12 protein-coding genes are annotated in these 15,763 nt (G+C 40.5%); all 12 read right to left on the bottom strand.

Annotated features, from left to right (window positions below):
• Positions 1–25 precede the first annotated feature (25 nt).
• Positions 26–937 carry a tRNA pseudouridine(55) synthase TruB gene (gene truB / locus ABDZ91_RS12005; protein ID WP_343799274.1) on the bottom strand — a complete coding sequence of 304 codons (912 nt, stop codon included), beginning with the start codon at positions 935–937 and terminating at the stop codon, positions 26–28.
• 55 nt (positions 938–992) lie between these two features.
• Positions 993–1,355 carry a 30S ribosome-binding factor RbfA gene (gene rbfA / locus ABDZ91_RS12000; RefSeq protein WP_343799273.1) on the bottom strand — a complete coding sequence of 121 codons (363 nt, stop codon included), beginning with the start codon at positions 1,353–1,355 and terminating at the stop codon, positions 993–995.
• 14 nt (positions 1,356–1,369) lie between these two features.
• Positions 1,370–1,648, bottom strand: a complete 279-nt coding sequence (locus ABDZ91_RS11995; protein ID WP_343799272.1) for a DUF503 domain-containing protein — start codon at positions 1,646–1,648, stop codon at positions 1,370–1,372.
• Complete coding sequence (infB, locus tag ABDZ91_RS11990; RefSeq protein ID WP_343799271.1) at positions 1,645–3,879, bottom strand: translation initiation factor IF-2; 2,235 nt, start codon at positions 3,877–3,879, stop codon at positions 1,645–1,647. Before infB ends, ABDZ91_RS11995 begins: the two co-directional genes overlap by 4 nt.
• A gap of 15 nt (positions 3,880–3,894) precedes the next feature.
• Positions 3,895–4,203 carry a YlxQ family RNA-binding protein gene (locus ABDZ91_RS11985; RefSeq protein WP_343799270.1) on the bottom strand — a complete coding sequence of 103 codons (309 nt, stop codon included), beginning with the start codon at positions 4,201–4,203 and terminating at the stop codon, positions 3,895–3,897.
• A 7-nt stretch (positions 4,204–4,210) separates the two neighbouring features.
• Entirely contained in the window at positions 4,211–4,483 is a 273-nt protein-coding gene (rnpM, locus tag ABDZ91_RS11980; protein WP_343799268.1) for an RNase P modulator RnpM, read from the bottom strand.
• Positions 4,484–4,512: 29 nt separating this feature from the next.
• Complete coding sequence (gene nusA / locus ABDZ91_RS11975; RefSeq protein WP_343799266.1) at positions 4,513–5,646, bottom strand: transcription termination factor NusA; 1,134 nt, start codon at positions 5,644–5,646, stop codon at positions 4,513–4,515.
• A gap of 128 nt (positions 5,647–5,774) precedes the next feature.
• A complete protein-coding gene (gene rimP / locus ABDZ91_RS11970) occupies positions 5,775–6,245 on the bottom strand; it encodes a ribosome maturation factor RimP (protein ID WP_343799265.1) in 471 nt (156 codons plus the stop codon).
• 850 nt (positions 6,246–7,095) lie between these two features.
• Entirely contained in the window at positions 7,096–11,466 is a 4,371-nt protein-coding gene (locus ABDZ91_RS11965; protein WP_343799264.1) for a PolC-type DNA polymerase III, read from the bottom strand.
• 77 nt (positions 11,467–11,543) lie between these two features.
• The gene (locus tag ABDZ91_RS11960) at positions 11,544–13,244 is read right to left on the bottom strand and encodes a proline--tRNA ligase (protein ID WP_343799263.1); all 1,701 of its coding nucleotides are present in this window, start codon (positions 13,242–13,244) and stop codon (positions 11,544–11,546) included.
• Between the two features lie 50 nt (positions 13,245–13,294).
• Positions 13,295–14,557 (bottom strand): RIP metalloprotease RseP, encoded by a 1,263-nt coding sequence (gene rseP, locus ABDZ91_RS11955; RefSeq protein WP_343799262.1) that lies wholly within the window; start codon positions 14,555–14,557, stop codon positions 13,295–13,297.
• A gap of 25 nt (positions 14,558–14,582) precedes the next feature.
• On the bottom strand, positions 14,583–15,743 hold the full coding sequence (locus ABDZ91_RS11950) for a 1-deoxy-D-xylulose-5-phosphate reductoisomerase (RefSeq protein WP_343799261.1): 1,161 nt from the start codon (positions 15,741–15,743) through the stop codon (positions 14,583–14,585).
• Between the last annotated feature and the right edge of the window lie 20 nt (positions 15,744–15,763).

Genomic DNA, 15,763 nt, shown 5'->3' with positions numbered 1-15,763 from the left:
TGTCCCTAAACTCCTTTAATCTCTACTAAAAATGAAACACTTTATCCGGTTTCACTAAATCGGGCTTTGTGGGATGCTCGCGATAAATAGCCAAGGCCTCCTTGGATTCATCCATAAATAAAAACAACTCTTCACCCTTATAAAAAGGAAGTTGTCTCTTTTCCAGAACCAGCCCATTTAACACTTTCTTAGCTAATGTATCATTTATCGTATAATTGGGCAAATCTTGAAGCGCTTCAGAAATCGGTACTAATAGAGAAGCCAATTCTCCGTTTTCTTTAGCTTCCTGGAGTTCTTGGAAAGTCTTACAGTCCGACAAGGTAAAAATAGAAGATTTCGTTCGTTGTAAATCAGACATATGTGCAGGATAACCCAGCAGTTCCCCAATCATGACAGCAAGCGTCCGAATATACGTCCCTTTACTACATTGAACGGAAAAACGGAACGTAGGATACGGTCCTTCAAAGACTTCTCCGTCACTCTCTAATGTCCAATTGAAGACGGTTATTTCCCTTTGAGGTCTTTCCACTTCTTTCCCTTCCCGTGCATACTCATATAATTTCTTTCCGTTCACTTTTACGGCTGAGTACATCGGGGGGATCTGAATAAATGTGCCCGTCAGCTTTTCCATTGCCTCTACGACATCTTCTCGCGTTACAGCTGCACACTGCTTGTTATCCACTACCTCACCAGAAGCATCCTCCGTTGTGGTAGATTTTCCGATGGTAACAGAGCCTTCGTATCCTTTAGGGCTATTTAAAAGGTATTCACTAATTCGGGTCGCCTTTCCGATACAGATTGGTAATACACCGGTTACATCCGGATCTAAGGTTCCCGTATGACCAACCTTTTTCGTTTGAAAAATGCCCCTCATTTTCATGACACAATCATGAGACGTGAACCCTTTGGGCTTTAATAATGGTAAAATTCCATCCATAGAAGATTCAGCTCCTTCTTTAGCGAACGCAAAAAGGATTGGGGGTTAACCAATCCTAATTGTCTTCGGTATGATTTTCATCCTTTTTGATTTCATGAAGAAGATGTTCGATTCGATTTCCGTATTCAAACGCTTCATCAATCTCAAATAGAATCTCAGGTGTTTTACGAAGGCGGATTCTTTGTCCAATTTCTGTTCGAATGAATCCTTTAGCTTTTGCTAATGCCTTTAAGGATTCTTGTTTCTTCTCTTCGTCACCTAAAACGGAGATATACACTTTGGCTTGTTGCAAGTCCCCTGTTACACGAACATCCGTAACCGTTACGAAGCCGATGCGTGGGTCTTTTATTTTTCTGCCAATAATGTCTCCGAGTTCTTTTTTCATCTGTTCTCCGACTCGGTTGGCTCTTAAACTCATTTTAATCACCTCTGTTATAGCCGTTCTACTTCCGTAACAGTCCGTTCAATCTCTGGAAAGGAATCAATGAACTGTAAAGCTCTTTGGATTTCCTTTTCAGCCGTTACATGTGAAGAATTGACCGTAACGATGGCAATGGTTGTTCGTTGCCAAACATCCTGGTGTTCAACCTCTGCTACTGCAATATTAAACGTCTGTTTTAACCTCGTCATAATTCTTTGTAAAACCGCCCGCTTCTCCTTCAAGGAGCGGGCGTCATAGATCATACACTCTATGGTAGCGCTTATGATCAAGTTCTTTCCACTTCTTCCATTACATATGCTTCAATGATATCGCCTTCCTTGATATCGTTGAAGTTCTTGATTGTAATACCACATTCGTAGTTTGTAGCCACTTCTTTTACGTCGTCTTTAAAACGTTTCAGAGCATCTACTTCACCTTCGAAAACAACGACACCGTCACGAATTAAGCGGACGCCAGAGTCTCTAGTGATTTTACCATCTGTTACATAGCTACCAGCAATAGTACCGATTTTAGATACTTTGAAGGTAGTACGAACTTCTGCTTGACCAATCACTTTCTCTTCGAATTCTGGATCAAGCATTCCTTTCATCGCTGCTTCAATTTCATCGATTACTTTGTAGATAATACGATGTAGACGGATTTCAACATCCTCTTGTTCCGCAGCACGTTTAGCATTCACATCAGGACGCACATTGAAACCTACGACAATGGCATTAGATGCAGAGGCTAAAATAATGTCGGATTCATTAATGGCTCCAACACCTGTGTGAACAATTTTAACGTTAACACCTTCAACATCAATTTTATTTAGAGAAGCAGCTAAAGCTTCCGCAGAACCTTGAACGTCAGCTTTGATGACTACGTTTAGGTCCTTCACTTCGCCTTGCTTCATTTGTTCAAATAGAGTTTCAAGCGTTACTTTAGACTTTTCATTACGTTGAGCTTGAAGAGCTTGTTGTGCTCTTGATTCACCCACTTGTCGAGCTGATTTCTCGTCTTCCAAGACAACAAAGCGATCTCCCGCTTGTGGTACATCATTTAGACCCGTGATTTCTACTGGAGTAGATGGTCCTGCTTCTTTCACACGTCTACCAAGGTCATTCACCATTGCACGTACACGACCAAATGTATTACCTACTACAATGGGATCCCCAACGTGTAGTGTTCCATTTTGTACGAGTAACGTGGCAACAGAACCTCGTCCTTTATCAAGCTGAGCTTCAATAACAGTTCCGTATGCTTTTCTATCAGGATTAGCTTTCAGCTCTTCCATTTCACTAACAAGAACTATCATCTCAAGAAGGGTATCGATTCCATCTCCAGATAATGCTGATAGTGGAACAAAGATTGTTTCTCCACCCCATGCTTCTGGAACTAACCCGTGTTCAGTCAGTTCTTGCATTACACGATCTGGGTTTGCCGTTGGCTTATCCATCTTATTCACAGCTACAATAATTGGAACCTCTGCAGCTTTGGCGTGGTTAATAGCCTCAACCGTTTGTGGCATAACACCATCATCTGCAGCAACTACGATAATGGTAATATCCGTTACTTGAGCTCCGCGAGCACGCATCGTTGTAAAAGCCGCGTGACCTGGAGTATCTAGGAACGTGATTTTCTTACCATCCAGATCAATTTGGTAGGCACCAATATGCTGTGTAATTCCACCTGCTTCTCCTTCTGTAACCTTTGTGTTACGAATGGAGTCAAGGAGGGTTGTTTTACCATGGTCAACGTGTCCCATGATGGTTACAACAGCTGGGCGTTCGACTGTAGCATCGTCCGCATCTTCTGTCATGTAGACATTTAGATCTGTTGTGTCAATAACTACCTCTTCTTCTACTTCTACACCATAATCTGTAGCAACAAGCTCAATCGCATCTTTATCAAGTGTTTGGTTAATCGTTGCCATAACACCTAGCATAAATAGCTTTTTAATGATTTCAGATGGTTCTTTGTGTAATTTCTTCGCTAACTCTGCTACCGTTAGTGATTCTTTAAATGTAATTTTAGTAGGTAGTTCTTTTTCTTTCTTTTTCGGTTGACTAGCTTGTGGGGTTGGAGAATGGTTTCCACCTCTATGTTGGTTTCTGCCATTTTGAGGTTTCCCTTTATTATTTTTCCCCTTAGTCAACACCTTTGATTCTTTCTTTTGGTTTTCATTCTCGTGCTTTTTACCTTCACGTGCTTTTGGAGCAGGAGATTTCACCTTTACTTTACGTGGTTCCAAATCATCATCTGCTTCCTCAAAGTTCTTTTTCTTGCTCCCGTCAGCTTCCTTTGTCTGTCCGGCAGGTTGAGTGTTCTTCTTCTCTTCCGGTTTCTTACTTCCCCCGCCTGAATTAGGCTTTAAGGCATTTTCTAGCTTCGGAATTACCGAATCTTCGATAGTGGACATATGGTTAGATACCTCAATATTAATCTCTTTTAGTTTTTCTATAACTACCTTACTTGAAACATTATGTTTTTTAGCGAATTCATAGACACGCACTTTACTCATAATTATTCACCCCCGCTAAATTTCCTCAAGCAGTCTCATTACGCTCGAAGCAAAACCCCCATCAGTAATGCACACTACTACGCGAGAAGGTTTACCAATGGAATGACCTAACACGTCACGACTCTCAACAAGACGGACTGGAACTTTATAATGATGACTTTTATCCATTACCTTCTTTGTCGTGTTGTCAGATGCATCCCTGCTCAAGAGGACAAGCTTTGCTTTCCCTCTTCTAATTTCTTGTATCACTTGTTCTTCCCCAGAAACTACCTTCCGTGCACGATTAGCAAGCCCTAATAGGGACATCCAATTATTATTGGTCATGAAAAGGCTAGCTCTCCTTTTCAACAAATTTCATTAGTTCTTCATATACTTCGTCTGGTACTTGAACCTCTAGGTGATGGGAAAATACATTTTTCTTTTTTGCTAGCTCAACAGCTTCCTTTGTTTTAGAAAGGTAAGCTCCGCGACCAGACTTTTTTCCTGTAGGATCCACTTCTACATTGCCTTCTTTAGAACGGACCACACGAATCATTTCTTTTTTCGGCTTCATCTCGCCTGTTGCTACACACTTCCGGAGAGGAATCTTTTTATTTGTAGCCATCACCAATCACCTCTCATATATGTGTTCCATTATTCTTCAGTAGAATCCTCTACTTGGTCAAACTCTTCATATTCTTCATAATCATCTTTTGCATTTATTAGAGCATTATCCCGTGGATAGATTCCTAATTCTCTCGCATCTGTCTCACTTTTAATATCAATTTTCCAACCGGTTAACTTGGCTGCAAGACGAGCATTTTGACCACGTTTACCAATCGCTAATGATAATTGATAATCAGGTACGATTACGGTTGTTGCTTTTTCAGATTCATCCACAATAACTTCTAATACTTTCGATGGACTAAGTGCATTGGCAACAAATTCAACAGGATCTTCAGACCATTTTACAATATCAATCTTTTCACCTTTTAATTCGTTTACAATCGCTTGAACACGAGTACCTTTTGGTCCTACACATGCTCCAACTGGATCAACCTCTGGGTTTTCTGCACGAACCGAGATCTTAGAACGGTCTCCCGCTTCACGAGCTACAGACATAATTTCAACTGTGCCATCGTAAATCTCAGGAACTTCAATTTCAAAAAGTCGTTTTAAAAGACCTGGGTGTGTTCTAGAAACGAAGATTTGTGGTCCTTTAGAAGTTTTATCAACTTTAGTAAGGAACACTTTTAATCTTGTGTGTGGTTCGTAGGATTCGTTCGGCATTTGCTCACTGAATGGAAGCAAAGCTTCAATCTTTCCAAGCTGTACATATGTGAACTTCCCATCCTGTCTTTGTACAATCCCTGTCATGATGTCTTCTTCGCGATCTACGAATTCAGAATAAATAATTCCTCTTTCCGCTTCACGTACTCTTTGCGTCACCACTTGCTTTGCTGTTTGAGCAGCGATTCTTCCAAAGTTACGTGGAGTGACCTCGATTTCTACAACATCACCAATCTCATAGTTTGGACTAATTTCCTTTGCGTCCTCTAGAGACATTTCTAAGCGTGGATCATCGACTTCTTCCATTACTTCTTTACGTGCAAAAACTCGCATAGAGCCTTTTTCTAAATTTAAATCAACCCTTACATTTTGGGCTTGATTGAAATTTCTTCGATACGCTGAAACTAAAGCAGCCTCAATGGCTTCAACAATAACATCTCTAGAAATTCCTTTTTCTTTTTCAAGCAGCGTTAGAGCATCTAACAACTCACTGCTCATCCTCTTCATCCCCCTTCAATATAAAGCGGAAGCCGCCTTGCTTACCTCTAACATTCCTAGAGCAAAGCGCTACAGCTGGATTATAATTAAGAAAAAGCGGAAGCAATGTGCTTCCTACTTATGACTTCTTATGAAAACAACACTGCTAAACGAGCCTTCGCTACCTTATCCATCGGAATGGTAATGGTTTTGACTCTGGTTTTTACCTTGTACTCAACAGTGAGTTCTTCTCCATTGAAGGATACTAACTTTCCTTCAAATACCTTTTCGTCATCAATCGGTTCGTACGTCTTCACATGAACATTTTTTCCAACCGCTTTTTGAAAATGTTCTGGCTTCTTCAATGGCCTTTCAGCACCTGGAGAAGAAACTTCCAAGAAGTATGGATGAGTGATTGGATCAACTTCATCCAGCCTCTCGCTTAACTTCTCACTTACCAGACCACACTCTTCAATGTCGACACCTGCATCCTTATCAACGTATATACGGAGGAACCAATTTTGTCCTTCTTTCACGTATTCAATGTCTACAAGTTCTAATTGTAGTTGTTCCAAAATTGGAATAGCTAAGCTTTCTACGGTTTCCGTAACTTTGCTCATTATGTTCCCTCCTCACTTATGTAAGAAAATTGTTCGATAATTTCGTGAGAACTATACCTAAAACTTGATTTAGAAAGCCTTACACAATACGAAAGAGTGGGTTTCCCCACTCTTGGCCACGAAGTTATAAATAGTATTACCAATTGAAATATACCATAAACAGGTATTAAAGGCAAATGGAAAAGCGGAAGCGCCTTGGGCAGGGGCGACAAGCATAAGATAGATTGTTGTGGTGGCCTGCACTTTGGCCACCACAGCAAGATAGCTTATGACTCGAGCCCCTAGGCGCTTCCGCTAGACAAGGCTACTGATTTTGATTGCTTCGTGAATATACTTCTCTGAGTTTACTTCTTGCTGCCTTGCGCCGAGCTGAAGATGAGCTTCTTCGAAATTGCTTTGGCGGAGGCGCAAATGGTTTAGAGTGCCGAAATTCTTTGAATTGCTAATAGTCCGCGTGGTTTTTATTCAAATTGCTTGTAAATCCGCGTGATTTTTATTCAATTTCTATTATTCTCACTAGGTTGACTTAGATATTCGAATTTGGGGTGCTTATTAGTGGGGGATGTCTCCTCGTTAGTGACAGTTTGACCATTTTTATTGGTGGAAATTTTAAGTGGCCCCACTTGTATGTGCGAAAATCTGGTTTTGAGTGCGGAAATCGTCAGTTGAGTGCGAAAAATCCTGTTTGAGTGCGATTATTTAGATTTAAGTGCAAAAACGAGTTTGAGTGCGAAAATGACATGGTTGAGTTCGAAAATACTCACTTTAAGTGCAATTTTCCCATTTTGAGTGCGATTCCCGAACTCAAAAAAAACTGGGACAAGGTTCCTGTCCCCCTGTCCCGCTCTATTTAAAACAACGATAATTGATTCTGATCCGGCAGTGCCTCTAAGCAACCGTGGTTATCTAGGTATTCTATAATGGTTTTAGATACTTTACCACGTTGTTGCAGGTCTTCCTTGGATAGGAATTCAGCTTCTTCTCGCGCCTTCACAATGTTTAGCGCAGCATTGGTTCCTAGTCCTGGAATTGAGTTAAATGGAGGAATCAATGTGTTCCCTTCAATAATAAATTCACTTGCATGAGATTTATAAAGGTCGACTTTTTGGAAAGAGTAACCTCTTTCACACATTTCAAGCGAAAGTTCAAGTACAGTCAACAAGTTCTTTTCCTTGGTTGATGCCTCTAAGCCTTTTGCTTGAATTTCTTCTACTTTTGCCCGAATGGCGTTTGAACCTCGAACCATTGCTTCAACGTCAAAGTCCTCTGCTCGAACCGTAAAGTACGCAGCATAGTAAAGCAATGCATGATGGACTTTAAAGTAGGCAATCCTTACTGCCATTAACACGTAGGCAGCCGCGTGAGCTTTAGGGAACATGTACTTGATTTTTTTACAAGAATCAATGTACCAAGCTGGCACACCTTGCTTGATCATTTCTTCTTCCATTTCTGGCTGTAGCCCTTTACCTTTACGAACGGACTCCATTATTTTAAAGGCTAGTGATGGTTCTAATCCTTGATAAATTAAGTAAACCATGATGTCATCACGACAACCGATAACTTCGCTCAGTGAACAGATCCCATTATGAATCAATTCCTGTGCATTCCCGAGCCAAACGTCTGTACCATGCGACAGACCTGAAATTTGAACTAGTTCTGAGAAAGTAGTTGGTTTCGTATCCTCTAACATTTGACGAACAAATCGGGTTCCAAATTCAGGGATCCCAAGGGTTCCCGTTTTACACATAATTTGCTCTTCTGTTACTCCTAATGATTCCGTGCCGCTAAAGATTTTCATAACCTCTGGATCATCGGTAGGAATCGTTTTAGGATCTATTCCACTCAAGTCCTGCAGCATCCGGATAACCGTTGGATCATCGTGTCCTAGTATATCGAGTTTTAACAAGTTATCGTGGATGGAATGGAAGTCAAAATGCGTGGTTTTCCATTCAGAATTCTTATCATCTGCAGGGAATTGAATAGGCGTGAAATCAAAAATGTCCATGTAATCAGGAACAACGATAATTCCACCTGGATGCTGACCGGTTGTTCGCTTTACTCCCGTACACCCTTTAGCTAAGCGATCAACCTCCGCATTTCGAAGCGTCAAATTATTATCATTCGCATACCCTTTGACATATCCGAACGCTGTTTTATCGGCCACCGTACCAATCGTACCCGCACGGTATACGTAATCCTCACCAAACAGCTCTTTCGTATAGTTATGGGCACGCGGCTGATATTCGCCTGAGAAGTTCAAATCGATATCTGGTACCTTATCTCCTTTAAAACCAAGGAATGTTTCGAACGGAATATCATGTCCATCCTTTTTATAAGTCTCCCCACAGTTTGGACAGTTTTTATCTGGTAAGTCGAACCCTGAGCCTACGCTACCGTCATTGAAAAACTCAGAATGCTTACAAGACGGACATACATAATGAGGCGGCAATGGGTTAACCTCTGTAATCTCGGTCATGGTTGCTACGAGTGATGACCCTACTGACCCACGAGAACCAACGAGGTATCCATCATTCAACGATTTTTTTACCAGCTTATGAGAAATCAAGTAAATAACCGCAAACCCATGTCCTATGATACTTTTAAGCTCTTTTTCTAAACGAGCCTCCACAATTTCCGGAAGTTCATCCCCATAAATGCTTCGAGCCATATCATAGCTCTTTTGTCTAACCTCTTCATCAGCCCCTTCAATTTTAGGGGTATATAAATCATCCTTAATCGGTTTGACTTCCCCAATTAAAGAAGCAACATGGTTAGGATTTTTCACGACAATTTCTTTTGCCTTATCCGCACCTAGAAATGCGAAGCAATCTAGCATTTCGTTAGTCGTTCTGAAATGAACCTCAGGGAGCTTATGACGGTTTAATGGGTTCGCTCCTCCCTGTGACCGAACAAGAATTTCACGGTAAATGTGGTCTTCAGGATTCAAGTAATGAACATTCCCAGTGGCACAAACCGGAATCTTTAATTTTTCACCAAGTGCTACGATATTTTGAATAATATCTCTTAATGATGCCTCATCCCTTACTAGCTCCAGCTCGATTAAATGCTGGTAGGCTTCTGGAGGTTGCACTTCAATATAGTCATAAAATTTGGCTACTTCCTCTGATTCCTCAGGGCCTTTTTGCATCATACTTTCAAAAAGTTCACCTTTATCACAAGCTGTCCCAATGAGAATTCCTTCTCGATACTTTGTTAGTAGAGACCTCGGGATTCTTGGTACTCTATAAAAATATTGAAGATGTGAAATTGAAATCAATTGGAATAAATTCTTAAGTCCAACATCATTTTGTGCCAACAATGTACAGTGTGAAGGTCGAGCCCGTTGATAAGCAGTCCCTTCTCCCATAAAGTCATTGAGCTGGTCATGATATTCAATTCCTTTTTCCTGTGCATCCTTCAACATTTTAGCAAGCAAATACCCAGTCGCTTCAGCATCATATATCGCTCTGTGATGTTGAGTGAGCTCTACATCAAACTTCTTCGCTAATGTATTCAATCTATGATTCTTCATTTCAGGATATAAAAATCTAGCTAATTCGAGAGTATCGATGACCGGATTCGGAGAGTTACCATACCCCATTTTTTTATAACCTGTATTTAAAAATCCCATATCAAAGGAGGCATTGTGAGCAACCAGAATGTCATCTCCAGCCCATTCCTTGAATTTCTCTAAAACTTCCCCAGGTTCAGGAGCACCTCGAACCATGTCATCCGTAATCCCTGTCAACTCAATCGTTGTAGCCGAAAGTGGATGATGGGGGTCAGCAAACGATTCAAAACGATCAATGATTTCTCCATCTCTCATCTTGACTGCCGCAAGTTCAATAATGGTGTCGTAAACAGCAGATAGCCCCGTTGTTTCTACGTCAAAAACAATATAAGTATCGTCTGCTAATGAACGATGAGCCGGATTATATGCAATCGGAACTCCGTCATCTACAATATTGGCTTCTAATCCATAAATCATCTTAATGCCATGTTTCTTGGAAGCACCATAGGCTTCTGGGAAAGATTGGGCTACTGAATGGTCTGTTAAGGCAATCGCCTTATGCCCCCATTTACTAGCTTGTGCTACAAGTGAAGAAATACTCGAAACGGCATCCATTTGACTCATAGGCGAGTGAGCATGAAGCTCTACCCTTTTCTCGTCCTCAGGCGCTGTATCCAAGCGTGTAGGAGTTGCAATTTCATTAAAGTCATTGGCAATCATGACAAGGTCGCGTACAAATGTGTCATTTTGAATGCTTCCTCTGACACGTGCCCACATGCCTTTTTTCACTTGCTCGAGGATCTTGGCGTCCTCTTTGTCTCGTGAAAACATTTTAACCATGATCGAGCTTGTGTAGTCAGTGATTTTAAAAGTTAGTAACGTACGACCACTTTTAAGCTCTTTAGTTTCAGCATCAAAAATAAACCCTTCCACAGCAATTCGGCGCTCTTCTTCAATGATGTCCACCATATTTCTGATTTCTTCATCATTTTTGATATTGTAGCCAATGGTGATAGGGCCAGAAGGTAGTTGTTCTTCGCTTGCTTGCTCGGCTTGTTTTTGTTGTTCCTGTAAAGCTTGCAGCGCTCTTTCCTGGTCTTCCTTCTGCTTTTCTTGTAAAAATCTTTCATACTCTTCTTGTTTATTATCTGGTTCTTTTAATTGAAAATCTAAAGTGAACGATGGAAATCCAAATTCGCTATATACTTTTTGTATCAATTCACCATATTTCCGTTTGATTGCTTGTAGTTCTGTCTCGTTTGGGATAGAAACTAACACTTTACTACCTTTTGCTTCTGGCAGCTGTTCATTTAATCTTCTAAGGATGGGTGGTGAGATTCCATCGATTTCTTGTAGGACAATACTCCAATAGGATACGACCTTTTCAGGGTCAACTGATTGTTCATCCGTTGTAATGGTAAAAGTGGTAGAGGCCACTACATGTGAAAAGGCACTTTTTAATCGTGATACAAAGATTTGAAATAATTCACTTGGTACGACTGATTTAAAATATAGATCAAAATGCCACCTTCTCGTAGACCGATAGATTCCCACTTCGATTATTTTAGCGTCTTCGAATAGTCGAGCACTGGTTTCATCTGTCATTTTTAATTGTTCGAGTAAGGTTCGAAACGATTGTCTTTGCACTCGTTCTAATTCTTGCTGTTCGTCCACTTTTCTCCCCCCCAACTTCCTATATACTTTCGACATTATACCACAGGATTCGTGAAGTTTTCTTTGGTAAAAGTAAAAAAGAAGCCAGTTTTTTCACTGACTTCTTTGTTTCATTATTTTTGAAAACGGGTTTGCAATTCTTCCATTAACGCATCGACCGTGACTTCTTTCATTTCACCATCTTTGCGCTCTTTCCATTCTAGAATTCCTTCATTCGCTTTCTTTCCTACTGTTAATCGTACTGGAATTCCGATTAGGTCAGATTCAGCAAATTTCACACCTGGTCTTTCTTGTCTGTCATCGTATAAGACCTCATACCCTTTACTTTGAAGTTCTTTATACAATTGATCAGATAGGGTTCTTTGCGCTTCATCCTTAGGATTTACTGCAATTAAATGAACTTGATATGGAGCAACTGAATCTGGCCAGAGCAAACCTTTTTCATCAGAGAATTGTTCAGCAACGGCTGCCACAAGTCGCGATACACCGATTCCATAGCAACCCATAATCATCGTTTGAGCCTTTCCATTTTCATCGAGGAAAGTAGCATTCATAGCTTCACTGTATTTAGTACCAAGCTTGAATACATGCCCTACTTCGATACCCTTAGCAAATTGAATGGTTCCGTTCCCGTCTGGTGAAGGGTCCCCCTCTTGAACTAAGCGAATGTCCTCATAACGTTCTACTTCAAAGTCACGTCCTGGATTAACATTCACATAGTGGAAGCCCTCTTCATTCGCGCCACAAACTCCATTAACCACATACTCAACAGCATGATCAGCAATTACTTTTACGTTTTCCACACCTACAGGTCCAAGCGATCCTATTGTACAACCTAGTACTTCTTTTGTCTCTTCTGGAGTAGTTAAAACGACTTCATCTACATCAAGGATGTTTTTCAATTTTACATCGTTTACTTCATGGTCTCCACGAACTAGAACTAAAACATAGTCCTCTTCTGCCTTAAATAAAAGAGATTTTATACAGTTAGAAGCTTCTGTACCGAAGAACTGAGTAATGTCTTCAATTGTCTTTTGGTTTGGTGTTTCTTTTTTCTCAAGCTCTGATGGAGTCTCACTACTCTTTTCATAAGTTGCAAGAACTGGTGCCATTTCAATATTTGCTGCAAAATCACTTGCATCAGAGTACGCGATGGTATCTTCTCCGATTTCAGAAAGAACCATAAATTCATGGTTATCCTTCCCACCGATTGCACCACTATCTGCTAAAACGGCTCTGAAATTTAAGCCGCAACGAGAAAAGATGGCTGAATAGGCAGCCTTCATATCTTCATATGTGTCGTCTAAGCTTTTAGAGTCAGCGTGGAATGAGTAGGCGTCCTTCATTAAAAACTCTCTTCCACGAAGAAGTCCAAAACGAGGACGTTTTTCATCACGAAACTTTGTTTGAATTTGATAAACGTTTAACGGTAATCGTTTATATGACTTGATTTCATCACGAACTAGAGATGTAATCATTTCCTCATGGGTAGCCCCTAGAGCAAAGTCTCTTTCATGTCGGTCCTGTAATCTCATTAGTTCTGGTCCATAGGAATACCATCTTCCAGATTCTTGCCATAACTCAGCTGGGGCTAGAGCACTCATGAGTAGCTCTGCTGCCCCTGCTTTATCCATTTCTTCTCTAACAATGTTCTCTATTTTCGCTAGGACTCTTTTGCCCAGTGGTAAAAAACTGTAGATTCCGCTGGCACTTTGTCTCATGAACCCAGCTCTTAGTAAAAATATATGACTTTTGATTTCAGCATCTGCTGGTGTTTCTTTTAGTGTAGGTATAAGCGACATACTTTGCTTCATCTAATAGCACCTCTCCAACTTCCAATTCTACGCGCAGTTCTTTTTCAGTTTTATAAAAAGAACCGCTGTATATCATTCCATGTTACGACTAACATCAGTAACATCAGTAATGCAAATCCAATAAAATGGACAATTCCTTCTTTTTGACGATCAATAGGTTTACCTCGAACTAGTTCCACAGCAAAGAATAATAATCTTCCTCCATCAAGGGCTGGAAGTGGTAGAAGGTTCATGATTCCTAAGTTAATACTTAAGAGTGCCGCCCACTTCATCAGATTGTAAATTCCTTGATTGGCCACTTCCTCAGTACTCTTGTAGATCCCAACAGGACCGGAAAGCATATCAATCGAGAATTGCCCCGTTACGAGCTTACCTAAAATAAATATAATTTGTTTTGTCCAGAAATAGGTTTCCGTTACTCCATACTCAAATACTGCTAATGGATTCTTCTCAAATGGGCGATACACACCGATTTGACCAATCTCTTGCTCTCCATCATCGTAAACCTTTGGTGTAACAGGAACCTCTAACATTTCTTCTCCACGGACAATGGAGAAAGTTATTTGCTCACCTGGGTGTTTTTGTACGATTTCAATAATGTCAACCCAATTTGAAACTTCAGCTCCATCAATAGATTGAACCACATCTCCCTGTTTCAGACCAGACTCCTTCGCAGCTCCATCGTTTGTGATCTCACCTAAAACTGGATCATTCAACGGAACACCCTGTAGGAAACCAATGATTAAGAAAATAAAGAATGCCAAAACGAAGTTCATCATTGGACCTGCAAAAATCGCCATTGCTCTTTGACCTAAGGTCTTTGAAGCAAATTGACGATCATAAGGGGCGATTAGGGTTTCAACCCCATCCTCCACAATTGTTGCGCTAGGGTGAATGGAAAGTCTCACCTTTTTCTCGTCTTCATCATCTTCAATAAATCCTTCAATAAAAAGGTTGTGCTCCATGTCGATGGCTTCAACTTCCATCACTCGAATATTTGAGTATTGATCTTTCTTATTTAATATAATTTTGGTTACAACTTCATCCTTATCTAAGACCAAGCCAACACGATAGCCAGGTTTAATTTCCACTACCTCGGGGTCTTCACCAGCCATTCTTACATAACCACCAATTGGTAAAAGACGAATGGTGTAAAGTGTTTCTCCTTTTCGATAGGAGAAGATTTTGGGGCCAAACCCAATCGCAAACTCTCTACATAGAATGCCTGCTCGTTTGGCGAACATAAAGTGTCCTAGTTCATGGAAAAATACAAGTGAACCAAAAATAAGAATAAAGGCTATCACTGTTTGCAATAAAAAAACCACCTTTAATGAAGTGTCACTTCCGTTTTGAATGGGAAACCAGTGAGTGTACCCACTCTCTTGTTTCTCGGTCGACCTCTAAAATAGTGTCTAGGTCAGGGTGCGCTATTTTTTCATGTTTAAGTAATGCTTGTTCCACTATATCTTCAATCTCAAGAAATGTAATTTGTCCATCTAAAAAGGCTTGTACGGCCACTTCGTTCGCTGCATTTAAGACCGTTGGCATAGAGCCACCTGCCTTCCCCGCTTCAAAAGCAAAATGAAGACATCTAAACCTCTCTAGATCCATTTTTTGAAAATGAAGCATACCTACATCAGCCAAACTTAAACGTTTCGCGGATTTCAATGGAAGACGATCAGGATAGGATAAGGCATACTGGATGGGGACTCGCATGTCCGGTGTTCCCAACTGGGCCATCACACTTGAATCATGGAATTCCACCATGGAGTGAATAATACTTTCTTTATGTAATAATACGTCAATCTTCTCATACGGGATATTAAATAACCAATGAGCTTCAATGACTTCTAACCCTTTATTCATCATGGTTGCCGAATCAATCGTAATCTTGGCTCCCATAGACCAGTTGGGATGATTTAGAGCTTGTTCAACTGTAACACCCTCTAATTCTTCCCGGGTTTTATCTCGGAAACTACCTCCAGAAGCTGTTATGACTAATCTTTCAATGTTCTTAGCGTATTCCCCTTGCAGACACTGAAAAATTGCTGTATGCTCACTGTCAACTGGTAAAAGGCTAGCTTTATATTTAGCGGCTTCTTCCATTACAATATGACCAGCCGTTACCAAAGTTTCTTTGTTCGCAATCGCCATCGTCTTCCCTAATTTGATTGCTTCTAAAGTAGGCTTTAAGCCTAAACTTCCAGTAACAGCATTTACAACGATATCACCGCCATCTTCTGTTGCCACTTCCACTAAACCATCTTTCCCATATGTACATCTTATGCTTGGATATTCCATTTTTATTAGTTCCGCATCACTTTTATTCTGAACAGATACTAATTTAGGTTGAAATTCTCGAATGATATCAAGCGCTGCTTCTACATTTTTTCCAACAGCAAACGCATGTAAAGAAAAAGAAGATGGATGTTCACGAATAACATCCAATGTTTGTGTACCAATGGAGCCACTAGCCCCCAGTAAGTTAATAGATTTCAAAACAAACGGTCAACTCCTGC

This window comes from Bacillus carboniphilus (assembly GCF_039522365.1).
Classification (GTDB): domain Bacteria; phylum Bacillota; class Bacilli; order Bacillales; family JC228; genus Bacillus_BF; species Bacillus_BF carboniphilus.
This window is presented reverse-complemented; position numbering and strand designations above follow the sequence as displayed.